Annotated in this window: 15 protein-coding genes; 8 read left to right on the forward strand and 7 right to left on the reverse strand. The window is 45.1% G+C overall.

Translation table 11 applies throughout. The features are described 5' to 3' along the window. Nucleotides 1-158: 158 nt before the first annotated feature. Entirely contained in the window at nucleotides 159-1,178 is a 1,020-nt protein-coding gene (locus tag AB6F11_RS03435) for a hypothetical protein (RefSeq protein WP_133160488.1), read from the reverse strand. A 344-nt stretch (nucleotides 1,179-1,522) separates the two neighbouring features. Further along, nucleotides 1,523-4,120 carry a molybdopterin oxidoreductase family protein gene (locus AB6F11_RS03440; RefSeq protein WP_104216182.1) on the reverse strand — a complete coding sequence of 866 codons (2,598 nt, stop codon included), beginning with the start codon at nucleotides 4,118-4,120 and terminating at the stop codon, nucleotides 1,523-1,525. 472 nt (nucleotides 4,121-4,592) lie between these two features. Here AB6F11_RS03440 and nirB point away from each other — a divergent pair, with 472 nt between their 5' ends. The 4 genes from nirB (at nucleotide 4,593) to AB6F11_RS03460 (ending at nucleotide 11,149) form a co-directional block, all read left to right on the forward strand. Then, nucleotides 4,593-7,175, forward strand: a complete 2,583-nt coding sequence (nirB, locus tag AB6F11_RS03445) for a nitrite reductase large subunit NirB (RefSeq protein WP_104216181.1) — start codon at nucleotides 4,593-4,595, stop codon at nucleotides 7,173-7,175. A gap of 58 nt (nucleotides 7,176-7,233) precedes the next feature. Continuing rightward, nucleotides 7,234-7,578 (forward strand): nitrite reductase small subunit NirD, encoded by a 345-nt coding sequence (gene nirD / locus AB6F11_RS03450; protein WP_012600889.1) that lies wholly within the window; start codon nucleotides 7,234-7,236, stop codon nucleotides 7,576-7,578. Nucleotides 7,579-7,721: 143 nt separating this feature from the next. Next, on the forward strand, nucleotides 7,722-9,191 hold the full coding sequence (locus tag AB6F11_RS03455; RefSeq protein WP_017060867.1) for a NarK family nitrate/nitrite MFS transporter: 1,470 nt from the start codon (nucleotides 7,722-7,724) through the stop codon (nucleotides 9,189-9,191). 167 nt (nucleotides 9,192-9,358) lie between these two features. Next, nucleotides 9,359-11,149 (forward strand): bifunctional protein-serine/threonine kinase/phosphatase, encoded by a 1,791-nt coding sequence (locus tag AB6F11_RS03460; protein ID WP_104216180.1) that lies wholly within the window; start codon nucleotides 9,359-9,361, stop codon nucleotides 11,147-11,149. Nucleotides 11,150-11,216: 67 nt separating this feature from the next. Here the strand turns inward: AB6F11_RS03460 and cra are convergent, their stop codons facing one another. Next, on the reverse strand, nucleotides 11,217-12,221 hold the full coding sequence (gene cra / locus AB6F11_RS03465; protein WP_104216179.1) for a catabolite repressor/activator: 1,005 nt from the start codon (nucleotides 12,219-12,221) through the stop codon (nucleotides 11,217-11,219). 372 nt (nucleotides 12,222-12,593) lie between these two features. On the opposite strand from cra, the gene fruB reads away from it, so the two are divergent. From fruB to fruA, 3 genes are read left to right on the forward strand one after another with little or no spacing between them, the layout of a single operon-like run. After that, nucleotides 12,594-13,727: a fused PTS fructose transporter subunit IIA/HPr protein gene (gene fruB / locus AB6F11_RS03470; RefSeq protein ID WP_050646611.1), complete on the forward strand. Its 1,134-nt coding sequence runs from the start codon at nucleotides 12,594-12,596 to the stop codon at nucleotides 13,725-13,727. 9 nt (nucleotides 13,728-13,736) lie between these two features. Next, nucleotides 13,737-14,714, forward strand: coding sequence for a 1-phosphofructokinase (pfkB, locus tag AB6F11_RS03475; RefSeq protein ID WP_104216178.1), 978 nt, complete (start codon nucleotides 13,737-13,739; stop codon nucleotides 14,712-14,714). Nucleotides 14,715-14,729: 15 nt separating this feature from the next. Next, nucleotides 14,730-16,472, forward strand: a complete 1,743-nt coding sequence (fruA, locus tag AB6F11_RS03480) for a PTS fructose transporter subunit IIBC (protein ID WP_372179375.1) — start codon at nucleotides 14,730-14,732, stop codon at nucleotides 16,470-16,472. A gap of 165 nt (nucleotides 16,473-16,637) precedes the next feature. Here the strand turns inward: fruA and AB6F11_RS03485 are convergent, their stop codons facing one another. The 3 genes from AB6F11_RS03485 to yghU form a co-directional block, all read right to left on the reverse strand. After that, complete coding sequence (locus AB6F11_RS03485; RefSeq protein ID WP_017060873.1) at nucleotides 16,638-16,961, reverse strand: DOPA 4,5-dioxygenase family protein; 324 nt, start codon at nucleotides 16,959-16,961, stop codon at nucleotides 16,638-16,640. 142 nt (nucleotides 16,962-17,103) lie between these two features. Beyond that, nucleotides 17,104-21,588 (reverse strand): SslE/AcfD family lipoprotein zinc metalloprotease, encoded by a 4,485-nt coding sequence (locus AB6F11_RS03490; RefSeq protein ID WP_104216176.1) that lies wholly within the window; start codon nucleotides 21,586-21,588, stop codon nucleotides 17,104-17,106. Nucleotides 21,589-21,864: 276 nt separating this feature from the next. Further along, nucleotides 21,865-22,722 (reverse strand): glutathione-dependent disulfide-bond oxidoreductase, encoded by an 858-nt coding sequence (yghU, locus tag AB6F11_RS03495; RefSeq protein WP_102332906.1) that lies wholly within the window; start codon nucleotides 22,720-22,722, stop codon nucleotides 21,865-21,867. A gap of 284 nt (nucleotides 22,723-23,006) precedes the next feature. Here yghU and AB6F11_RS03500 point away from each other — a divergent pair, with 284 nt between their 5' ends. Further along, nucleotides 23,007-23,351, forward strand: a complete 345-nt coding sequence (locus AB6F11_RS03500) for a YajD family HNH nuclease (RefSeq protein WP_017060876.1) — start codon at nucleotides 23,007-23,009, stop codon at nucleotides 23,349-23,351. A gap of 180 nt (nucleotides 23,352-23,531) precedes the next feature. On the opposite strand, the gene AB6F11_RS03505 is transcribed toward AB6F11_RS03500, so the two are convergent. Then, nucleotides 23,532-23,912 carry a hypothetical protein gene (locus AB6F11_RS03505; protein WP_017064770.1) on the reverse strand — a complete coding sequence of 127 codons (381 nt, stop codon included), beginning with the start codon at nucleotides 23,910-23,912 and terminating at the stop codon, nucleotides 23,532-23,534. Between the last annotated feature and the right edge of the window lie 164 nt (nucleotides 23,913-24,076).

A 24,076-nucleotide genomic window follows, 5' to 3' on the forward strand; every position in this document is an offset into this window, starting at 1 on the left:
AACCCATCAACATAAGTTTAGCGGATGTTTGACAACCGGGGGAATCCATGTAGCCGCATTAAGCGGACAAAAATTGTGGGTTATAATGTGTAGCGAAGCGAAACGTAACCCACTGTTTTTGTTCCGTTTAAACGCCTTGTTATGTTCATTTTTATGAACTAAAAAAGAGACATTGACCTTGATGTGTTAATTTTCAAATCACTGTTAAACTCTGAATTTATAAGCTGTAACAAAAGGGAAATACAATTATTTGCAGTTTCACTGCTCACTACTAGATTCGAACCGTGCACCATCTTATTTCGTTCTTTTCTACATTTAGAAATACTAGAATAAAGGTCATACGTTATTAACTCGAGTAGTTCCAAAATTTCGACTACTTTTGCTACTTCCATTTCTTCTACAAGATATTTACACCGACCGTTATTAAAACGTTTGGTACCTTTACTTTTATCAACGGTGTAGTTAATAGAAGGCTCTTCCAAATGCAACTTTAGCTTTCTCTTTAGCAATATTTCGATATCAAACCACGATAACGCTAAAGCAAGGTTATTATTTCCTGACTGATAATGAACTAGTGACCTTGCTAAGTTTGCTACATGAGAAATAGCCTTAGCTTTAATAATACTTTTAAAGCGTACTAAACAATGTTCGAAATATTCTTCGAATAGGAACTGCTGAGCACAAAAAACTCGTGTTCGGTTGCTATCAAACATTCTAATTTTGGTCTTATTACTCTCTGAAGTTAGCCCCTCAAACCTCATGTCTTCTTTTAGTATAAGTGCATCTTCCCTAGTAATATCGTGTACACCGCTAAGATCACTTTTGAAACCAGAAATTAAAGATGCTGTCATTAAAGCAACTTGAAATGCATTTATATGATCAACATACAATCTCCATTTCTCGGTTGACCTATCGTTACAATGTTCAGCCATACTTTGTGGACTTGGATAATCACTTTCTATACTTTTAATCCTGATCCCAAATAAACCATCTCTAGTAACTGTTATTTTAAAGTCATCTGAATCATGGGTAATGATTATTTTATCGAGATCATCCAGGCTTGACTTATTGATCAGGGGGGTCTTATCAGTTAGTAAATGCATATCGTTTTTACCAACTACGACTAATTCTTTCTGAGTGTAAAAACCTATATACATACGATGCTCTTTATTATTCATTATCAGTAAGCCATGACATGACGGCATGAACATAACAGCTATATTAGACAGAATAATTCTGCATTTTGTCCCCGAAACAATTCTGTCTAGTTTCCAAGACACACTACACTTAGTCTAATAACTCATTTAATAACATTATCTTACCTACTTATCTTCGTATCAAACATGACGAAAAGCAGAAATTTTCCATATAGTTTCTGCAAAATGCAGAAAACTCCCCAATATGTGAGTAAACCGCAGCTCGATAATGAATAGTCATATCTTTGAATATCGTGTTTTCAAACAAAAACGCCGACGTAATTGTCGGCGCTTAACTCTTGGTATTAATAGGTTAGAGGTAGTAACTACTTCGCCATGGTACTCAAAAACTCGGCTTCGAACTCTTCATCGGCTTCTCGGGTTAAGCACTCCACCAGCCAGTCGATGCTTTGATGGTCTAGCTTACTGTTCACCACGAAGGCTTGCTTTACGCCAGACTGACCCAGCTTGGCAGAGCCGTAGTTCTTGAATGATTTATTGCCGTGGTAATGGAGTGATTTAATCGCTTCTGCGTCAGGTTCTGGCAAGGCATCGAGGGTATTAGCAAGCTGAATAACCAGCTCCATAGGGTTCTTAGATGATGAGATGCGATACAGAAAACCGCCCTCCACTCTTTGGCGAACCCAGTAATCAAAGCCACTGCAGTCCATCACTTTGTCGCTGACCAGTGCGGCTTCACTGCGATAGCCACACGGTTCAACCATCACTGGGGTATGTTTGAATTCTGGCTGACCTGATGCGGCATCGGTATGAGGCAAGATTAGTTCGCATGGTTTGCTGTCTTTGGCGGTGGGTGCGTTCCAGTGGATAGGCATGAAGACTTGTTCGCGGCGCATCTCTTTGGTCACCACTAAGCGGGCTTGGCACTCCCCTTGTGCGCTGCGCACTTTCACCACTGGATTAATAGTGGCGTGGTTGAAAGCATCTAGCCCAAATTCATCCAAGTTCAGTTCTGAAACGGTATCTGGGTGCATGGCGACAAACGGTTCTGGGGTGTGTTCACCTAAGCCTGCCGCCAAACCTGTGCGGCTCATGGTGTGCCATTGGTCTCGGATTCGCCCTGTGTTCATGATAAGTGGGAATTCAAGGCTGGTATCGGCAATCGGTTTGTCGTGCTCAACTGCAATAAACTGCGCTTTGCCTGATTCGGTAAAGAACTCACCATTGGTGAACATGCGCTGTTCGATGATCTCTGGTTGATACTCAAGTACTGGCCATTGCTGTGGAGTGAGTTCGCCATAGCCTTTTTCATCCAGTTGCGTGAGTCCAATTAAGCACAAGTCACGCGCTTTACCTGTTTCATTGCCGAGCGCTGTCATCTCGCAATACTCTTTAAAGATCTCACCTTCGTGGCGGAACTCGAATTGCTCGTTGAATCCCATTTTTTGTGCGACTTCTTTTAATATCCACCAATCGGGTTTGGCTTCCCCTGGGCTTGGTAACACGCGGCGTTGACGTGAGATTCGGCGTTCAGAGTTGGTCACAGTGCCCGATTTCTCGCTCCACCCTTGCGCGGGCAGCACCACATCGGCCAAGCGAGTGGTTTCAGTATCGGCAATACAATCAGACACCACCACAAATGGGCACTTCTCTAATGCCGCTTTGATCTTTTCACTGTCAGGCAGGCTCACAACTGGGTTGGTTGCCATAATCCACACCGCTTTGATTTTGCCTTCATTCATGGCATCAAACAGATCAATCGCTTTTAAACCCGCATGTGTGGCTAAGCTGTCGGTTTGCCAGAACTCGCTCACCGTTTGGTGTGATTGCGGATCACCAAATTCAAAGTGCGCCGCTAAAGTATTGGCTAACCCACCCACCTCTCGCCCGCCCATTGCATTCGGCTGACCTGTTACGGAGAATGGCCCCATACCCGGCTTGCCAATTTTCCCGGTGGCTAAATGGCAGTTAATAATCGCATTCACCTTGTCACACCCTTGTGTCGATTGGTTCACGCCTTGAGAGTAAATGGTCAGCACCTTCTCGTTCGATGCAAACAAGCTGTAGAACTGTTTTAGCTGCTGCTCTGTTAACCCTGTAAGCTCAGGAACACTTTTGTCGCCCCAGCCTGATTCGGTATAACCTGACTCTGTATAACGGTAGTGAGTCGCAGATCGAATCGATTCAGTAAAGCCTTGGGTGTGGTTTTCTATGTAGTCTGCATCTAGCTTGTCGTTATCATCGAGGTAACCCAATAAACCATTGAACAATGCGACGTCTGAGCCTGATTCCAATGCCAAGTGTATATCAGCAATTTCACAGGTGTCGGTATAACGCGGGTCGATGACGATGACTTTCAGTGCAGGGTTGGCTTGTTTTGCGGCTCTTAATCTTTGGAAAAGTACCGGATGACACCATGCTAGGTTGGAACCTGTAATCACGACTAGATCGGCTTGCTCGAGATCTTCGTAGCATACCGGTACTGTGTCTGCGCCAAATGCTCGCTTATGCCCGACCACGGTTGAAGCCATACACAACCTAGAGTTACTGTCGATGTTGCCACTACCAATGAAGCCTTTCATCAGTTTATTGGCAACATAGTAGTCTTCGGTCAGCAGCTGCCCAGAAACATAGAACGCAACCGAATCGGCCCCAAATTCTTCGATGGTTTGATTGAATTTGTCTGCGACCAACTGAGTGGCACTGTTCCAGTCCAGCTCTTGTTTTTGCTCATTCTGAATATGAGCAGGCTGTGTAAGACGACCCAAAGGCGTGACGGTGTCGCCGAGCGCGATCCCTTTAGTACATAGCTTTCCATAGTTTGATGGATGATCTTTATCACCACGTACTTCTAGTTTTCCTAGCGATGTCGGTCTCGCTTCTATTCCACACCCTACACCACAATAAGCACAGGTCGATTTTATCCAGCCGCTGTTTGAATCGGTCATCCGTTTCTCGCTCAATTATCCATAATTGTAATAAGTGAAAACAAGCAAATAACACGCCACTTAATAACAGCTGATGCATAGCAAATAATTTCATTTAAAAACAACAACTTAATAAAAACACAAATATCAGCAATGAACCAATTAGAACTTAACCAAGATAGAAACTTAATTTTTGCACCATCTTGCTGAAAGTTGCACCACAAACGCTCATTTATATAAATCTAACAAAAATTTTACATACCACTTTAGGGGTAATTGCGTGCTACCTCTATTTTTTAAACCACTGAAAATTATAAGTTAATTTTTATTTAAATGAACGAACCGTAATCTGGCATCCTCCTTGCTCCACTAAAAACCAAGACTTAGAAAAAACATTTTTGTTTTTCTTGATGATTATGAATTGAGTGGAATCTCAACCCGGTATTCATCTGCTAACGACTAGAAATTAGATGCTAGTGATGGTGACGCCGAGAATAAGGAATGGATTATGAGCAAGAAGAAAATCGTCGTTGTTGGTAACGGCATGGTTGGACACAAATTTATCGACAACATCCTGCAATCAGACAGTGATGAGTTTGATGTGATTACTTTCAGTGAAGAACCAAGGCTGGCCTACGACCGTGTTCAGCTAACGGCTTACTTTAATGGTAAAAGCGCTGATGACCTGTCATTGACCAGTGAAGAGTATTACCAAAGCAACGGCGTGAACTACTTGTTGAACCAGAAGGTTGCCAAGCTAGACACCGCCAATCAACAAGTCATCACTGAAAGTGGTCACGTTGAAAGTTACGACAAGCTAATCTTGGCGACCGGCTCATTCCCTTTTGTTCCCCCTATTCCCGGTAACGACCAAGAACACTGCCACGTTTATCGCACCATCGAAGATTTAGACGCCATTGAGCTCTCAAGTAAAGGCAGCAAATCGGGCGTGGTGATTGGTGGTGGACTGCTGGGTTTAGAAGCCGCAAACGCAGTCAAAAACCTTGGCTTAGAAACCCATGTGGTGGAATTTGCACCTCGCCTGATGGCCGTACAATTAGATGACGGTGGCGGTGCGCTACTGCGCAGAAAGATTGAAGACCTTGGGGTGCAGGTTCACACCGAGAAAGCGACCTCTGAAATAGTCGACGGAGAAAACGCTCGCTACCGTATGAACTTTGCAGACGGCACCCACCTTGAAACCGATATGATCGTGTTCTCTGCGGGTATTCGCCCTCAAGATGCCTTAGCTCGCAGCTCTGATATCGCCATTGGTGAACGTGGCGGCATTGTGATTAACGATCACTGCCAAACCAACATCGACAACGTGTATGCGATTGGTGAATGTGCCCTTTGGGACAACAAGATCTTCGGCTTAGTCGCCCCTGGCTATTCAATGGCGAAAATCGCGGCTGCGCATATTGTCTCTGACGGTACTGACGACGCTGCGTTCACTGGCGCCGACATGAGCACCAAGCTCAAACTGCTTGGCGTCGATGTGGCCAGTATTGGTGAAGTGCACGGCAAGACAGAAGGTGCTCAATCGTATACCTACAACGATGAAATAGAACAAGTTTATAAGCGCCTGATCATCTCGGCTGACGGCACAAAGATTGTTGGTGCTGTGTTAGTGGGTGATGCAGAAGCCTACGGTTCGCTACTGCAAATCAAGCAAAATGATATGCCCCTTCCTGAAAACCCATCAGTGCTAATTTTACCTAACGTGGCCGATGATTCTGGCTCTGCAATGGGTGTTGAAGCTCTGCCTGATAGCGCTGTGATCTGTTCATGTTTTGATGTGACCAAAGGCGATATTAAAGAGGCCGTTTCAGCTGGCTGCACCACGATGGCGGCTCTAAAAGAAACCACCAACGCTTCAACAGGTTGTGGCGGTTGTTCTGCCCTTGCGAAACAGGTTCTCGATAGCGAGCTAAGTAACCTAGGTGTGGAAGTCTCTAACGATATCTGTGAGCACTTTGCTTATTCTCGCCAAGAGCTTACCGACATCATTCGCGTCAACAAAATCAAGACCTTCGACGAGCTGTTAGATTCTCACGGCAACGGATTGGGCTGTACTGTGTGTAAACCGGCTGTCGGTTCGATTCTGGCTTCGTACTGGAACGATTACATCCTTGAAGATCAACATATCGAGCTGCAAGACACCAATGACATCTACCTTGGCAACATGCAAAAAGACGGCACTTACTCGGTAGTTCCGCGTATTGCTGGCGGTGAAATCACTCCAGATAAATTGATTGTTTTAGGCGAAGTCGCTAAAGAGTTCGACCTGTACACCAAAATCACGGGCGGTCAGCGTGTCGACTTGTTTGGCGCACAGCTTAACGAACTGCCTATCATCTGGAAAAAGCTGATTGATGCAGGTTTTGAAACGGGCCACGCCTACGGTAAATCGGTTCGTACCGTGAAATCTTGTGTCGGTAGCACTTGGTGTCGATACGGTGTCGACGACAGTGTTGGCTTAGCGATTCGACTTGAGAACCGCTACAAAGGCCTGCGTTCACCACACAAGATCAAGTTTGCGGTTTCTGGCTGTACTCGTGAATGTGCAGAAGCCCAATCAAAAGATTTTGGCATTATCGCCACCGACAAAGGTTGGAACCTCTACATCTGTGGTAACGGCGGTATGCGCCCTCGCCATGGTGACCTTTTCGCTACCGACCTTGATGAAACCACACTCCTTAAATACATCGACCGCGTTTTGATGTTCTACACACGTACCGCAGACCGCTTACAGCGTACATCGGTATGGATGGAGAACCTTGAAGGCGGCATCGAATACCTCAAGCAAGTCGTGATTGAAGACAAGCTCAACGTAGCTGAAGAACTCGAAGCGGACATCGCACTCAACATCGAGAAGTACCAGTGTGAATGGAAAACCACCATTGAAAACCCTGAGAAGATGAAGCGCTTCCAGCACTACATCAACAGTGAAGAAATGGACACTAGCCTCTCTTTCATCAAAGAGCGAGAGCAGCGTTTTCCTAAGCCGAGCTTGAGTGATGCTTCGAATTCAAAACGCGATGAAAAGCTCGCTAAAGCAGACCAAATCGAAGTGACTGAGGTTTCATAAATTTCATCAGGTTCATCAATAAAAAAATAAAAACTCAATTTTAGACTAGGAGAAAGTCATGGAAAATTGGACAACCGTATGCAGCACTAGCGATCTAACCCCAAACGGGGGAATTTGCGCCAAAGTAGACGATAACCAAGTGGCTATTTTTTACTGCAAGCGCAGCGACACGCTTTATGGGCTCTCTAATTACGACCCTATCGGCAAGGCGAATGTGATGTCACGTGGTATAATTGGTTCATTAAGCGGAGAACCTTACGTGGCCTCACCCTTATACAAGCAGCATTACCACTTAGAAACTGGCGAATGTCTTGAACAGCCTGAGCTCAAGCTCGTGAAATTTGAAGTTCGCAAGCAAGGAGAACAAGTTCAAGTTCTCGCACCACTTGCTATCGCCAGTTAACTAAACCGCCGACACCATCATGCAAACGCTTATTGGCGTGCGCAATTTCGGCACAGGGTTTATGCACATTAAAAGCGTTCTAAGTTCGGAAGTAACGCAGGTGCACAAACCGGGTAATTTTCCAGATTTAAAGGATTTAAACCATGGATAACACTAAATTTTCGCTGCTTTCATTTACGGGTAAGATGAAGGTATTACACCTAAGCTGGATGGCCTTTTTCATTACCTTTGTTGTGTGGTTCAACTTTGCCCCACTACTGCAAATGGTAAAAACTACGCTTGGTCTTTCTACTGAAGAGATCAAAACCCTCCTGATCCTCAACGTTGCATTGACCATTCCGGCACGTGTCGCAATAGGCATGCTAACCGATAGATACGGCCCAAGGTTGGTTTACTCTTCGCTACTCGCGGTCTGTTCTATCCCTTGTTTCATGTTTGCTCTGGCAGACTCTTTCATTCAAGCAGCAATCGCTCGTTTCCTACTGGGCTTCATTGGTGCAGGTTTCGTTGTCGGTATTCGTCTTGTGTCTGAATGGTTCCCACACAACGAACTGGGTACTGCAGAAGGTATTTACGGCGGCTGGGGTAACTTCGGTTCAGCAGCAGCGGCGTTCACACTTCCAACTCTCGCTCTAGCGTTTGGTGGTGAAGACGGCTGGCGTTATGCGGTCGGTATTACCGGCGTAATGAGCTTAGCGTTCTCGTTTATCTTCTACAAAAACGTGTCAGATACACCAAAAGGTTCTACTTACTTCAAACCTGCTCAAGTAACAGCAATGGAAGTGACATCAAAGGGTGACTTTTTCTTCCTACTTATTATGAAGATCCCTATGTATGCCGCTTTAGCGCTACTGACTTGGAAGCTATCACCAAGCAACATCAACATGTTGTCTGACATGGCGGTTTACTCTGTGTATGCAGGTTTAGCAGCACTTTACGTGTACGAAGTGTCGCAAGTTTGGAAAGTAAACAAGAACGTATTTAAAGAAGAAGTGCCTGAGATTCACCAGTACAAGTTCAAGCAAGTAGCGGTACTTAACGTATTGTACTTCGCAACATTTGGTTCTGAACTGGCTGTGGTTTCTATGCTGCCACTGTTCTTCTCTGAAACCTTTGAATTAACACCGGTTCTTGCAGGTATGGTTGCATCGGCTTATGCCTTTATGAACCTAATGTCTCGCCCAGGTGGTGGTTGGATTTCAGATAAATTCGGTCGTAAACCAACACTGCTTATTCTAACGATTGGTCTTGCTGTGGGTTACTTCGCAATGGGTCAAGTCGACAGCACATGGCCTGTATGGCTAGCGGTTGTTGCGGCGATGGCGTGTTCTTTCTTCGTGCAAGCGGGTGAAGGTGCGGTATTCGCAACGGTTCCTCTAATCAAGCGTCGTATGACAGGTCAAATTGCAGGTATGACGGGCGCTTACGGTAACGTGGGTGCAGTAGTTTACCTAACTGTGTTGTCATTCGTGAGCTACCAAACCTTCTTCTTAGTGATTGCTGCAACAGCGGTACTTGGCTTTGTGACTCTACTGTTCATGGAAGAGCCTAACGGTCAAATCGCCGAAGTAAACGACGATGGCAGTGTCACGCTGATTAATGTTTCAAGCTAGGTCTGTACTATGAAGCATTGATATTATTGAATCGGGAGAAGCACCTTAGCGGATACATCAATGCTAGGTGCTTCGTTCAAAGGCTCTAAGTTCACTAGGGCTTTTGTTCTTCCTAGGATGTTCTGTCAAGGAAGCGGGAAGAAGAGCAGTTAAGAAGAAGACCAGTTATGACAATTTCATTCAGCCAAGGGCAAGTCATCACGCCAGAATCCAACAACCAGTTAACGCTTAAGTTTGGTGGTTATTCGAATCAAGGCGTACGAGATGAAAACCAAGATGCCATCATTGTAAAACACCCAAAAACTCGCGCAGAGCAAGAGTTGAAAGGCAGTGTTGCCTGCATAGCAGACGGCGCAAGTTGCAGTGAACACGGCCAGAAAGCCAGTCACACCAGCGTGATGCAGTTTATCGACGACTATTACGCAACTCCCCAAAGCTGGAGCATCCAACGTTCGGCGCAAAAGGTCTTAACGTCCCTCAATTCTTGGCTCTTCAACACGTCTGTTTCTAATATTCATCCCGCACAACAAGTGAACCACAATGCCCTCGTTTCGACGTTCAGCAGCGTGATATTAAAATCAAACACCGCACATATATTCCACGTTGGCGACAGCCGCATTTACTTACTCAGAGATGGAGAATTACGCCAACTGACCCGCGACCACACCCGTAAAAATATGGGACAGAAGCATTATCTTACACGCGCCTTAGGCATGGACAACCAACTCAACGTTGACTATCAAACCCTGCCTATCAAGAAAAACGACTGCTTTATCCTGACATCTGATGGCGTGCACGAGTTTGTATCTCCCAACACCTTCAAAGAACACATCGATAAACCCGGAGCGGATTTCGAATACGCAGCGCAAACCATCTGTAACACTGCTTTAAGCCACAATAGCTCAGACAACGTGAGCTGCTTGATTGTGCAAGTCAGCCATCTGCCTAAACCTTCGCTGATTGAATTCCATGAGAAGCTGGCTAAACGGGCAATCCCACCCGCTTTAAAGCTCGGGCAAAGTATCGACAACTTCATGGTACTTGAGGTGTTGTATGCAGGGTCAAGAAGCCATGTGTATCGTGTGATGCAGAAAGAGACACAAACCGAGTTCGTGCTGAAAGTCCCTTCCGTTCAATATCACGATAGCCCTTCGCAACTCAGAGCTTTCTTTAATGAACAATGGGCGGGGATCTTGTTAAAAAACAAGAGAGTAATGAAGGTTTACCCGACGCCAGAGAACTCGCAATTCTTATACCAAATCTGCGAATGGGTAGAAGGTATCACCCTAAGACAATGGATGTACGACAACCCAAAACCGTCACTCAATGAAGTGCGCGACATACTAGAAAAAATCACACAAGGCATTCGAGTATTACAACGTGCAGACATGGTGCACCGAGACTTAAAACCGGAAAACATCATGATTCAACGTGATGGTGAGGTAAAAATCATCGACCTTGGTGCGGTGTTAGTGAGAGGCCTTGAAGAGGGAGAGCTCACCGACAAAGACGACACACCATTAGGCGCGGTCAATTACATAGCGCCAGAGACCATCAAGCACAACACGGCCACCACAAGCTCGGATCTGTTCTCTATCGCCGTGATCGGCTATGAGATGCTAACAGGTGGATTGCCCTACTCTGAAATGACTGCACAATCGCTTAAGCAATCTCGTCATCATCAGTGGGAATACCAACCCATCACACAGAAACGAGCTGACTTGCCAAGTTGGGTAGATTTGGTGTTACAAAAAGCCTGCGCGGAATCACCAAGCGAACGTCATCAAGTGTTAGGGGATTTTGTGGCAGATCTTTACACACCAAACCAAAGCTTGGTCAAAAGCAAAGCCAAGCAACCTTTGATAAACCGAAACCCGATCCAGTTTTGGAAAGTGTTGGCTTTGTTGCTCGGCATTGTTGCCATTGTAGAAATGGGCTTATTGCTGAGTTCTAGTTAATTGCAGGTTCGAGTTAAAACCAAGTTCGAGCTAAACGCGAGGCTTCTAGCCAAGCGTAAAATTCGAGCTAGCCTCGTTTTACTAAGCTTCTTGGCACTAGCTCAATACCCGCTTGGTAACGTTTAGCAGACGCGTTCAAAGCCAAAGCAAAGGCGCTGTCTGCAATCACTTCGAATTGCTGTGGCAGTGAGTGGACTTTAAAAGGTAAGAAATCCAATAAACGGTTATCACCAAAGGTTGCCAGTTTCACTTGATTGATCAGCTCTGGCTTTTCAACCATCACATCCAACACACCTTCTAACAAGGTGTAAGACATAGTCACAATCGCATCGGGCACTGTGCCTGTAGCAATCCACTCTTCAAACACTTCTCGTCCAGATTCTCTGTCAAAGTGTTCACCATAACCCACAACCATCGGCTTGTTTTCTGTTAGCCCTGTTTGTTGTGTATGAGCCTTATTCGCCGCTTCAAAACCCAACTGGCGTTCGCGTGAAATGTTCAGATCAGGCAGTGCGCCGATTAAACCAACACTGTGAATGTTGTCATCTAGAATTGAATGCGTCAGTTCAAAGGCGGCTTCGAAGTCTTCACTGATCACGCAGGCAAAGTGTTCATCATCTAACGGACGGTCAATCGCGATGACTGGCGTCCCCGAGTTTTGCAGCTTCAAGTAAAACTCGTTAGCGTCTGGCATAGAGCTCGCCACCAGCAAAGCATCAATACGACGGCTCACCAACGCTTCCGCTACTTTGCGTTCAGTTTCGGCGTCATCATCAGAACAACCAATCAGGATTTGATAGCCCACTTTACGTGAGTTCTGCTCTATCAATTTTGCCAAACGCGCGTAACTGCTGTTTTCCAGATCAGGAATAATCAAACCAAATGAACGGCTATTACCAGCACGCAACGACGAAGCAGCATGGTCTGGACGGTAGTTATACTCGTCTACCACCGCCATTACTTTCTGCTGAGTCTTCTCACTAATTCTGTATTTCTGCGCCTTGCCGTTTATCACATAGCTGGCTGTGGTTTTCGATACACCGGCTAGTTTGGCAATCTCATCTAGTGTCATATGGGTGACCTGTATTTTGTGCGTAGGATCATATTACCAATCTTCTGATCCTTGGATTAGTTGAATTATATGCTGAATCGATTCAGTATAAAAGCTGAAAGGATTCAGCAAAATCTGAAAAGTGACTTCAATCATCCTTTTGAATGGATTGAGCGTCATTTGTCGTGATTCAACTTCTCGTTATGAACGAAACTGAAATTACGACACGCAGCAAAACTATTTTGGTTAACAGAATTGGCTTTGCTGAATTTTTTTACACTGAATGCTGAACCGATTCAGCCAAGATAAAACAAAGAGCAAGCTCCATAAATCTTGCTCTAGACTGAATCGTAGCGATACACAAATTCTCAAGCGATACGCTAAAGAGGCACCATGCTTAAATTATCAAAATCTGACATCACTCTAGGCCAAACTGCCGAAGACAAATTCAAAGCAATCCAAAACATTGCTGGCGACCTGACAGCTAAAGGCTTAGTTGACTCTGGTTACGTTGAAGGAATGCTGAACCGTGAAAACCAGAACTCTACGTTCCTAGGTAACGGCATCGCGATTCCTCACGGAACAACAGATACTCGTGGCCTAGTGAAAGAGACAGGCGTTGCGGTACACCACTTCCCTGAAGGTATTGATTGGGCAGACGGCAACCGTGTTTACGTTGCGATTGGTATTGCAGCTAAATCTGACGAGCACTTAGGCATTCTTAAGCAGCTAACGAAAGTGCTAGCAGCTGACGGTGTTGAAGAGAAATTAAAGCAAGCGAAATCAGAAGACGAAATCATCGCTCTACTTAACGGCGAAGTTCAGCTTGAAGCCGACCTAGACGCTTCTTTAGTTCAGCTACTGTTCCCTGCGAGCGACATGATTCAAATGTCTGCAGTTGCGGGTGGCCTACTTAAGAACACAGGTTGCACAGACAACGCATTCGTTGCTGACCTAGTAACAAAAACACCAACTCACCTAGGCCAAGGCCTGTGGTTGTTGGGCAGCGACAAAGGCGTAACACGCACTGGCGTATCTTTCGTTTCAACAGCGAACCATTGTGAATACGAAGGCACACCAGTTAAAGCATTGGTAGCATTCGCAGCTTGCAACAGCGCGCACCAATCTATTCTGGCAAACCTAAGCAAGATGGTTTTCGAAGGTAAACAGCAACAACTGTTAACCGCTGACGCAGCGCAAGTGATTGGTCTTCTGAAAGGTGAAGCGGTTTCTACAGCTTCTCAAGACGATGACAACTGCGCAGTATTCAAAATCAAAAACGCACACGGCCTGCACGCTCGTCCGGGTGCAATGCTAGTCGCTGAAGCGAAGAAATTCGAATCAACAATCCGCGTGTCAAACCTAGATGGCGACGGAAAAGAAGTGAACGCGAAGAGCTTGATGAAAGTGATCGCTCTTGGCGTTAAACACGGCCACCAGCTTCAGTTTGTTGCTGAAGGTGATGACGCAGCACAAGCACTTGAATCGATTGGCAAAGCTATCGCTTCAGGCCTTGGCGAAGGTTAAGGAGTCGATATGTCTGATAAACAAATCAAAGCCGTTACTGTAACGCTTAACCCTGCTCTAGACCTGACAGGCGCTATCGACGCACTAAATGTAGGTTCAGTTAGCCTAGTAAACAAAGGCTCTCTGCATGCAGCGGGCAAAGGCGTAAACGTCGCAAAAGTTCTTTCAGAGCTTGGCGCGAAAGTGACCGTAACAGGTTTCCTTGGTCGCAATAACGAAGAAGCGTTCTGCCAACTGTTTGAACAGATGGGCGCAACTGACCGCTTCATCCGTGTTGATGGCGCAACTCGCATCAACGTAAAACTGGTTGAAAACTCAGGCCAAGTAAGCGACATCAACTTCCCAGGTGTTCCTGTTGATGCTGACGCGATTAAAGCGTTCGAAGAAACCCTATTAGAACTTGCTGAAACGCACGATTACTTCGTGATTGCAGGCAGCTTGCCACAAGGTATCTCTCCTGAGCTTTGCGCTTCTTGGGTTCAACGCTTACACGATTTAGGTAAGAAGGTTCTATTTGATAGCAGCCGTGACGCACTTAAAGCCGGTATCAATGCACAACCATGGTTGATCAAACCAAACGATGAAGAGCTGTCTCAGCTGTTCAATGCAGAGCTGACAACTCGTGACCAATGCCAACACGCGGGCCAAGCCCTAAGTGAAAAAGGCATCGAGAACATCGTGGTATCACTTGGCGCAGAAGGCGTGATGTGGCTAAACCAAGGTGAATGGTTACATGCTCAACCACCGCGCATGCAAGTAGTCAGCACGGTAGGTGCAGGTGACACATTGGTTGCTGGCCTATGTTGGGGTCACATGCAACAGATGCCAAAACCAGAACTTATTAAATTCGCAACCGCCCTATCTGCTCTAGCAGTTTCACAGGTAGGCGTGGGCATCACCAGCCAACAAGAGCTGGATTCAGTACTACAAAATATCCAATTACAGGCGCTTAGTGCTCCAACTAGCCAGTTAGACACAAGCAAATAGGACAAAAGGTTTATTATGAATATTACCATTATCACAGCTTGCCCAAGTGGCGTAGCAAACAGCATCATCGCCGCGGGCTTGTTAGAGCAAGCGACAAAAGCACTAGGTTGGAACGCTGCTATTGAATGTCAATCAAGCGTGTTACCTGATTCAACTGTATCGCAAGACGCTATCGACAGCAGCGACGTTGTAGTTATCGCAGCTAACAAAAATGTTGATAAAGCACGTTTTGTTGGTAAGAAAGTGTACCAAGCGGCTATCTCTGAATGCACAGCTGATGCAAAAGCATTCCTAGAGAAAGCGGTAGCAGAAGCAACGGTATTAGACGCTTCTCAAGTTGAGACTACAGTGGAAGTTACTGGTACTTCTCCAGCGACAGGCAGCAAAAAGATCGTAACGATTACCGCTTGCCCAACGGGTGTTGCACACACCTTTATGGCCGCTGAAGCGCTTGAAGCTGAAGGCAAACGCCTAGGCCACCAAATTAAAGTGGAAACTCGCGGCTCTGTAGGTGCGAAAAACCAACTGACAGACCAAGAAATCGCAGACGCTGATCTAGTTATCATCGCAGCAGACATCGACGTTCCTCTGGATCGTTTTAACGGCAAAGCGCTGTACAAAACTACAACAAGCCCTGCTTTGAAGAAAACAAAGCAAGAGATGGAAAAAGCATTCGCAGAAGCTAAACCATACCAACACACAGCGTCTTCAAATTCAGCGCCTGCTGACGAGAAGAAAGGCGTGTACAAGCACCTGATGACAGGTGTATCTCACATGCTTCCTGTGGTTGTTGCGGGTGGTTTGATCATCGCACTCTCTTTCGTATTCGGTATCGAAGCGTTTAAAGAAGAAGGCACACTGGCAGCAGCACTGATGACTATCGGTGGTGGTTCTGCATTCGCACTGATGATTCCTGTTCTTGCTGGTTTCATTGCATTCTCAATTGCTGACCGTCCGGGTCTGGCTCCAGGTCTAATTGGCGGTATGCTGGCTAGCTCAACGGGCGCAGGTTTCCTAGGTGGTATCGCGGCAGGTTTCATTGCAGGTTACTCTGCAAAACTCATTGCCGACAAGGTTCAACTTCCACAGTCAATGGAAGCCCTCAAGCCTATCCTGATCATTCCGTTTATCGCGAGTTTGTTCACTGGTCTTGTGATGGTTTACATCGTAGGTGGTCCTGTTTCTGGCGTGATGAGCGCGATGACAACTTTCCTAAACAACATGGGTACGTCTAATGCGATTCTTCTAGGTGTGATTCTAGGCGCAATGATGTGTTTCGACCTTGGTGGTCCGGTAAACAAAGCCGCTTACACATTCGGTGTTGGTCTACTGGCTTCGCAAACTTACGCACCAATGGCGGCTATCATGGCAGCAGGTATGGTTCCAGCTCTAGGTATGGGCCTTGCGACTTTCCTAGTGAAAGACAAGTTTGAAGCAGGCGAGCGTGAAGCAGGTAAAGCATCATTCGTTCTTGGCCTATGTTTCATCTCTGAAGGTGCAATCCCATTCGCAGCGAAAGATCCAATGCGTGTTATCCCAGCTTGTATGGCAGGTGGTGCACTAACAGGTGCTCTTTCAATGATGTTTGGTGCTCAGCTAATGGCTCCACACGGCGGCTTGTTCGTACTACTGATTCCTGGTGCTATCTCTCCAGTTCTAATGTACCTATTGGCGATTGCAGCAGGTACAGCGGTAACAGGCTTTGGTTACGCGGCTCTTAAAAAGATGAGCGGCTCTAAAGTAACGGCAGAGGCTTAATCCCCCTACTCTGGTTAACGGTTCAGCCCGATAACCAGAGGCTCTTGATAACCGGTTTCTTGGTAAAACGGCTCCTTAAAACAAAGGCTCCTCATTTGAGGAGCCTTTTTATTGTTCATGTATTTTCCGGTCGGAATGAGTTAAGTGCAATATTGGTATATTTGATTAGCTAGTAAGCGTTTCTTCAAAGACACCCAATTCACGACCAAGCCAGATCGCTCGTACTGTGTGATCCAAAGTTTCTTCACCGCCAGTTACAGGGTGAATAAGCACCGACATATCACCGCGTTCTTGCTCAAGCCATTCAACAATGCCCGACTCTTTGTTCGCAAAGTGAATCTCAAACATTGGCATCTTATGTGGACCAACCAAACGCTGTATTAATGGGAAAACCTCTAATACATCTTTACGTTCCGCTAAAATTTTCTGACGCAGTGTTTCTGCTTGCTCTGCAAATCGCAGAGGGAAATAGATATGACCGTGGTACATGGCACCATCCTTTAGAATTATGATACGCGCAGTTTAACCTGCTTTTTCGCATAGATCTCTTTTATGGCTGTAAAACGCCACACTAAAGTGAAGTGTGGCGTTTGATTCAAGCAATAAGCAGTTTAAACGATGGTTGTCCCTGTTAGATAGAGTCGACCTGTAAAGGGCTATCCTTTGGCTTCGGCAAGTTTAATTCCTTTATCAAACTACGACCTTTCTCGCTGATGCCTCCACTGTAAGATTTTGAGCCATTAGCATTAGTCATTGAAATTTCGCCCACGTTCCAAGCGACAAAGAAGTCACTTAAGTCATAGTTCGAAACATAAGAAGCGCACACCATCATTAAGTCTCCACCAGAAAGCCCAGTCTCGCTAGCGCTACAATAGTTCATATTAGAGTCACCTTCTCTATCGCCTCGCGCTTTACGATGCATAAGCTTGAACATATTCCAGCCTTCATCATCACCGTAAACCAAAGATTGGCTTGCTCCACGACCATACCAATCATCAATAGCAAAGTTCGATTTTGCCCAGATTTTCAGTTGCCCAAACATAACTAGACGCAAACCAGCATCACCATGCGACCAAGCATGTTTGTCGTTTTGCTCTAGCCATTTTGGTGCTTTCTTAATATCCGATTCAATACGATCCATTTCTGGATTTTCGTTACGCCCCTCTAGCTCCTGCATATAAAGTGCAAGTAGGTTGTTCGTTACCTCAGTACTGCCCGCCGCTGAGAAAGGTGCCGATGCCAAATTATGACCAACTTCATGCCACAATAGCCAATCATTCACAGGGTTGGTTGGAATGTATGTGCGGTTTGCATTGAAACTCGAATTCATCACTGGGTAGCCAGAGTGAGCAGCACCAATCGAAATCTGCACGTCATTCACAAAACGATGGCGGAACGCATTCAGTTCTGGATAAGTGAACCTACGGTGTAAACCAGTGCTTTGTTTCTCATCACGCCCGTAGAAGTCACTTGCCGCTTCAGCGAATCGATTCATATCTGTTGCGAATTGGTTCAAATCAGCGGATTCTAGATTCCTGATTGGTGTAGTGTAAATAAATGAACCCGTATCGATTTCTGCAATTGGTGCGTCTGCCGATTGAATAGTGTTAATCCACTGTCCCTCTTTCCACCAAGCCGCTTTTAACGCGCCATCAATGCTAAACGAGACTTCACCAAGCTCTTTTACTTTCGGTTGAATGTAAATAAGGCCACCATATGGAACCTTGAAAGTTAAGCTCGAACCATTGTAGTCAAAGCTGGTTTGCATACGTGGAGGGCGTTTCAAACTCGTTTCGTGATTCGGCTTACCTGTAAGATCATCCGCGATCATCACAGTAATCGTAGCTGCCACGCCATCTTGAATAGTTACTTCTTGTAATTGAGGTGCCCACAGACCTGTCGATTGATTGTTTCCTGCCGAATACGTCACCGCTTTACCGTTGGTCTGAACCATTACCGTACTTGACGAAGATGCCCCCGAAGTTCGACCCGGATACATTGTGGTATCAACAACGATTTCATGATCCCAGAATGAGCGCCCCAACATAATACGAGTCAGAGGTTTCTCCATGTAATTTAATGGATAGCTAGGATTCAACTGCCCAGATAACTCACCTTCGCCATGAATCATTCCATTAGCGACTAACGACGCTTTTAAGTCAACAGGACACTGTGCATCCATTGTGTCTGTTTGATGTAAGTCTTCGGTATAACAGTTAAGGAACTGAACAGCCTGCTTGAACCCCAACTCATCTTGTATTTCTGTTTCAAAATGGTATGCGTTGTCATTCCACATCCAAACAGACAGGTTATCAAACGCTTGATTCAATTCGCTGTTAGACAGACGCTTACCTTGAGTACCTTTTGTTCTATAGTAAATTTCATGCTCATAAAGCGCCGTAAAGTTAGTGCCCAAGTTCGCCGCTTTAACCATGCTACCAACAACAGCTTCACTTACTTCATAGCGATCAAAGTCTGCGCGATAATAAGCACCGCGAACAGTAACACCGTCTCCAGAACGAGTCTCAATACAGTTAAATTCATATTCATAATCGTTTGTACAAAGATCAGTTCCAACAAATGCAGATTGCAGTTCTTTGATCGCCGCTTCACGCTCTTCTGCCGATTCAACAAAGATACGTGCGGATTTTTTCTCCATTACTGTTACACCAGACGCATCAAGCACTGGCTTCCCTTCAGCGTCTAACTTAGTAACCTCATAAGTCGGGATCTCAAACTTAATCTTGGACTCATCTTTGATCCACTCAACCGTACCATCTTGATTTACCGTGAATGGAGGCTCTCCTTGGTTATCTTGCAAACGCTCAAGAACCACCATTTCCTTTTCGCTCTTCACGTGAAGATTTGGATACGGTGCTTGGCAGTAATAAGAGCTACCGCAGAAAGCTTGGTTTGTCGGGGTAACGTTTTCACCACCAAGAGATACACCTACGGCATCTGCCAAGCGTCCAACAGGTTCAGGATTAGTCGTTTGAATCGCATCCATAAACAAGATATTGCCACCGTCATTAACATAGTTAATAAGAGCCGTAATATCGTCTTGGTTTAAGTTCGGGTTATCCAAGTCAGCAACAAACTGGTTAGTCATGCCATCTTGAACCAACTTAGGTGGGTATGCCTGAAGGATCAAAATCGGCGTATTACTCGCATCCAAATCATCAAAGTCACCTGAACCACGCTTTTCTACTGACGCAAAACCATACTGAGGACTAACAAAAAACGTGTACTGCTTACCCATTGTGGAGTGGTGATAAGCCGAATAGGCTTGGTCAATATTGGTCACTGCATTCATCCCAGCAATAGGCAAACCATTATTGAACCACTCAAACAAGTTCGAGAAAAACAACCTCATGCTGCCTTGGTCATCATGTAGTAGGTTTTCAAACTTCGAAACAGTGCACTGTTGTTTGTTGCTGTCGATATGTAATGTGCGATTAGCCCAATAATTCTCTGGGCATGACAGAATACTTGGATATAAGCCATTGCCCATGAACACGACTTTACCTTTGCCTATCTCGCCTGCTGTAACGAATGGAAAACCATAAGTCGCGTTGTCTTCAGAGACTAAAGGAATTGGGGGCATCGAGATGCTTGGGTGTTGTGCGATGTAAGGCTTGCCTTCACGACTCCAAGCTTGTTTCTCTCCAAAATAAAGCTCACGGTTTTTATCAGTTCTTGGCATCATCACAGGGAATGCTCGGTTCGATAAGTTCAGAGCTCGCATACCACGGGTATACCCCGTCGCACCATAAAAACTGCCATTGTCATTGAAAACATGGAATGTGGTGACATTGTGGAAGATTTGCTGCAGAGACTCCGTAACATACTGACCAGAATCCATAGATAAAACGGCAGGTTGACGAACATAATCCATAAACTGAGGCGTTTGGCGCAGCTGCTCATCAATGACTGCCGTTAACCCTTGGCTAAACTGACCAACAAACTCATTAGGAAGTTCGAAGTCTGTACCCTCTATCAGCCCCCCATTTGGCAGAGTTAGGTTGATCAACTCATTTATAACGTTAGGGTAATTTGAAAAGGTATCTTGGACTTCTTCAGATATCTCATAATAACTTACATGATCAACCGCATAGCGCTCTAGTAATGACTGGATATTCGCTTTCTCAACCACATTATTGGTCACATCAGACAATTTATAAGCAACCTGATTACCCGTAATGGAGCCAAACTCAAACGTATCAATACCAAAAACGATTCTGTCGCCCCACAGGTACTCAAAGATTCCCTCTTCATCCGTCACGCCCGTCGCGTTAGCCGAAAAGAAACTGATCCCAGAAATCGCTTTACCATTAGCGTCTGTAAGCTTACTGCGAGTTAACACCTTACCTTCAACACTTGGCTTATAAGCATAGGTAGACTCTGCGTCTGCAGAAACAAAACCAGCGTTAAGGTTATTGTCCGCATTAGGGTCAACCGCAGGAACAACTGTTGTGTCTACGTGTGAACTAGGAGCCTTACCTACTTCATCTGTAGACTCTTCTTCTTTCGATGAAAAGTACGCATCGACAGCATCTTGATCATCAAGTTGCGAGAACACACCTTCAATATCAAAAGCATCCAGTTCTTTTAAACAGATAGCACTTTCAGTCTCACAAACATCAATTGATTCGAGTACCTTAGTAACGTTGTCTCCATGTAATTCTGTCAACTCAAATGCCGCATGAAGCGCATCATTTGAAATCGTGCTTTCTGTAACTTCAGGGAAAGGAGCAGTGAAATCACCTAAAGTAAGGTGACCCAAGGTACAACTAAAACTCACGCCTTGTTTAACACTGAACGTTCCGTTTTCAAGATGAACGCCGTCACAGTATACATCTCCAGACACAAACGCCCCACTCGACAACAGTGAACCTATGTAAGTTGTTGGGGGGATAATATCTGTTGGTGGAATAATGTCAGTCGGCGGAAGAATATCCGTTGGTGGAACAATATCTGTCGGTGGAACAATATCCGTTGGTGGAATAATGTCTGTTGGAGGAACCGTATCAGGGCCGTCACTATAGCTTAGTGAATCGTGATTACACCCGGAAAGAGCCGTGGATATGATAGCCAACGCAATTAAGTTTTTTTTCATTGAGCGAAGTTAGTCGTAATTTAAAGTGGACCGTTATCTTATAGATTTACTCCACCTCGATGACTATTGTTTTTTGTCTTAACCACAAAGACCATTACTCATAAGCGATTGAATAAGAAAAACAAAATGATAATTGAGACTCTCATTCCAATTACAAAACCTCTCCCTACCTTAAAACGGAAAAACGCCATATCTCGATTGAGATATGGCGTTTCAATTAGCCATTAACATTAAGACCGATAGGGTATATCTGCCAAAAACACGTTCAAAAAAGAACTAAGGCTTAAGCTTTAAAACTCGGTCAATGTCTTCTGCAGAATGGCGCTCTGGTACTTGCTCCCACTCTTCGCCAAATGAACGATTAACCACTCGGCCGCGTTGGAAACCTTCACGCGCTTCTAGCTGCTTCGCCCAGCGCACAACGTTGGTGTAAGACTCAACTTGTAGAAATTCGGCTGCGTCGTAAATTTTGCCAAGTACTAAGTTACCGTACCAAGGCCAAATCGCGATATCTGCAATAGACAGCTCTTCACCCGCAACGAAAGTGCTGTTAGCAAGTTGCTTGTCTAACACATCTAGTTGACGCTTAGCTTCCATTGCGAAGCGGTTAATTGGGTACTCTTGCTTTTCATCCGCGTAAGCGTAGAAGTGGCCGAAACCACCGCCTAGGAATGGTGCCGAGCCTTGTGCCCAGAACAACCAGTTAATGGTTTGCGTTCTTGCTGCCCCTTTTTTTGGTAAGAAGTGACCAAATTTTTCTGCTAGATGCATCAAGATAGATGCCGATTCGAATACATTCACGTCTTCGTCACCAGACTTGTCGACAAGTGCTGGTATTTTGGAGTTTGGATTCACGCCAACAAAGCCAGAAGAGAACTGATCAGCCTCACCGATGTTGATCAAGTACGCATCATATTCAGCTTCTTTAACACCCGCCGCTAACAACTCTTCCAGCAAGATAGTGACTTTTTGACCGTTAGGTGTGCCAAGAGAATACAATTGAAAAGCATGGTCACCAACAGGAAGCTCTTTATCAAAGCGAGCTCCAGATTCAGGACTATTGATGTTTGCCCACTTGTTACCACCAGCAGTATCGTTAACCCAAACTTTTGGCGGAGTGTATTGTTCTGACATGATATTTCCTTATTAATATAGGGTCTCACAAACTGATATTAGGTCACATGCCTGCGGTTAAAACCCCTGAATACGATTTATTTTCAAACTGTTAAGCATGGCTTATTCCAGAAAGACATAACCCGCTTAAGCGTTAGTGTGTAGAAGGTAAGTCTGTATTCAAACTTCAATCTAATATCGATAAGTCCACTGCATCATTTAGCAATGATTTTACGAACGACATACCGACAGCTTCAAGAAAGCTGTGATAAAATCGGGATATTACAATTGATAAGGATTTGGCAATGTCTTCTGATTTCACAGGTTCGAGTGCAGCGTATGCTCGCCAAGAGAAAGGCTACCGCGAAAAAGCACTAAAACTGTACCCTTGGGTTTGTGGTAAATGTGCGCGCGAATTTGTTTACTCAAACCTCCGAGAGCTTACCGTTCACCACGTGGATCACGACCATACAAACAACCCTGAAGATGGCAGCAACTGGGAGCTACTGTGCCTGTACTGTCACGATCATGAGCATTCAAAATACACTGACCATGAGCGTTATGGTGTGGATGCAAAAGCGAGTTTAGATGATCATCAGTCAGCGACACACAACCCGTTCGCCGATCTCGCTAAGATGATGAAGAAATAACACACCTTCAGAGTAGCCTTTGGTAGATGGTAACTGCTAGATAATAGATACATAACAAGTAACCCCAGTATGTCACCATACTGGGGTTTCTTTTATCTGCCGTCATAACCAAATAATAGAGTTCAGGTAGGCAGGATCAAAAAAGCCTTCCGAAGAAGGCTTTTTAAGAATCAAATCGAATTATGCTGCCGCTTGCTTGCGAGACTCTTCTACCTTCTTAGCGCGTTGTTTTAGCGTCAATTTATCGCGGTATGCAAACCAAACGTAAGACACAACCACTAAGAAGAACAGGTATGACAATGAGAAAATGAACGGCGATTGAATGATATCGTTCGAGATACCCCAAGAAACACCGATAACAGTCACTGCAATTTTCGCAAAAAAGCCACACATCAATAGCACTAATGCCAACTGTGGGAAACGCGTACTGCGGAATGCAAGCCAGTAGCAACTACCAACTGCTAGAGCCGCAACATAGAAGCCGAATAGGAAAGAGTGAATATGGTCAGCTGCCGCTACACCACCAGAAATTGACATCAATAAAATTAAAAACAGTTTCATAATACTCGCCTCACCATAAGTTGGAAACGCATCCTTTCAAATTTGGAATCTCAGTTTGCATACTATTTTCCCACTTTTTACGGACAACACAACCCCTCCAATCGAACAAAATGTAAGCAAAAGTACTAACAAAAATCACCCTTAACAATTGCTTAACATTCTGT

Origin of the sequence: Vibrio sp. 10N.247.311.14, from assembly GCF_041467715.1 — a bacterium.
Classification (GTDB): domain Bacteria; phylum Pseudomonadota; class Gammaproteobacteria; order Enterobacterales; family Vibrionaceae; genus Vibrio; species Vibrio crassostreae_C.

Coding starts and splice junctions, on each gene's coding strand:
- cra (WP_104216179.1), bottom strand. CDS start 12,221: ATGACACTAGATGAGATTGCCAAACTAGCCGGTGTATCGAAAACCACA.
- yghU (WP_102332906.1), bottom strand. CDS start 22,722: ATGTCAGAACAATACACTCCGCCAAAAGTTTGGGTTAACGATACTGCT.
- AB6F11_RS03505 (WP_017064770.1), bottom strand. CDS start 23,912: ATGAAACTGTTTTTAATTTTATTGATGTCAATTTCTGGTGGTGTAGCG.
- nirB (WP_104216181.1), top strand. CDS start 4,593: ATGAGCAAGAAGAAAATCGTCGTTGTTGGTAACGGCATGGTTGGACAC.
- AB6F11_RS03435 (WP_133160488.1), bottom strand. CDS start 1,178: ATGAATAATAAAGAGCATCGTATGTATATAGGTTTTTACACTCAGAAA.
- fruB (WP_050646611.1), top strand. CDS start 12,594: ATGCTTAAATTATCAAAATCTGACATCACTCTAGGCCAAACTGCCGAA.
- AB6F11_RS03485 (WP_017060873.1), bottom strand. CDS start 16,961: ATGTACCACGGTCATATCTATTTCCCTCTGCGATTTGCAGAGCAAGCA.
- AB6F11_RS03490 (WP_104216176.1), bottom strand. CDS start 21,588: ATGAAAAAAAACTTAATTGCGTTGGCTATCATATCCACGGCTCTTTCC.
- nirD (WP_012600889.1), top strand. CDS start 7,234: ATGGAAAATTGGACAACCGTATGCAGCACTAGCGATCTAACCCCAAAC.
- pfkB (WP_104216178.1), top strand. CDS start 13,737: ATGTCTGATAAACAAATCAAAGCCGTTACTGTAACGCTTAACCCTGCT.
- AB6F11_RS03460 (WP_104216180.1), top strand. CDS start 9,359: ATGACAATTTCATTCAGCCAAGGGCAAGTCATCACGCCAGAATCCAAC.
- AB6F11_RS03500 (WP_017060876.1), top strand. CDS start 23,007: ATGTCTTCTGATTTCACAGGTTCGAGTGCAGCGTATGCTCGCCAAGAG.
- fruA (WP_372179375.1), top strand. CDS start 14,730: ATGAATATTACCATTATCACAGCTTGCCCAAGTGGCGTAGCAAACAGC.
- AB6F11_RS03455 (WP_017060867.1), top strand. CDS start 7,722: ATGGATAACACTAAATTTTCGCTGCTTTCATTTACGGGTAAGATGAAG.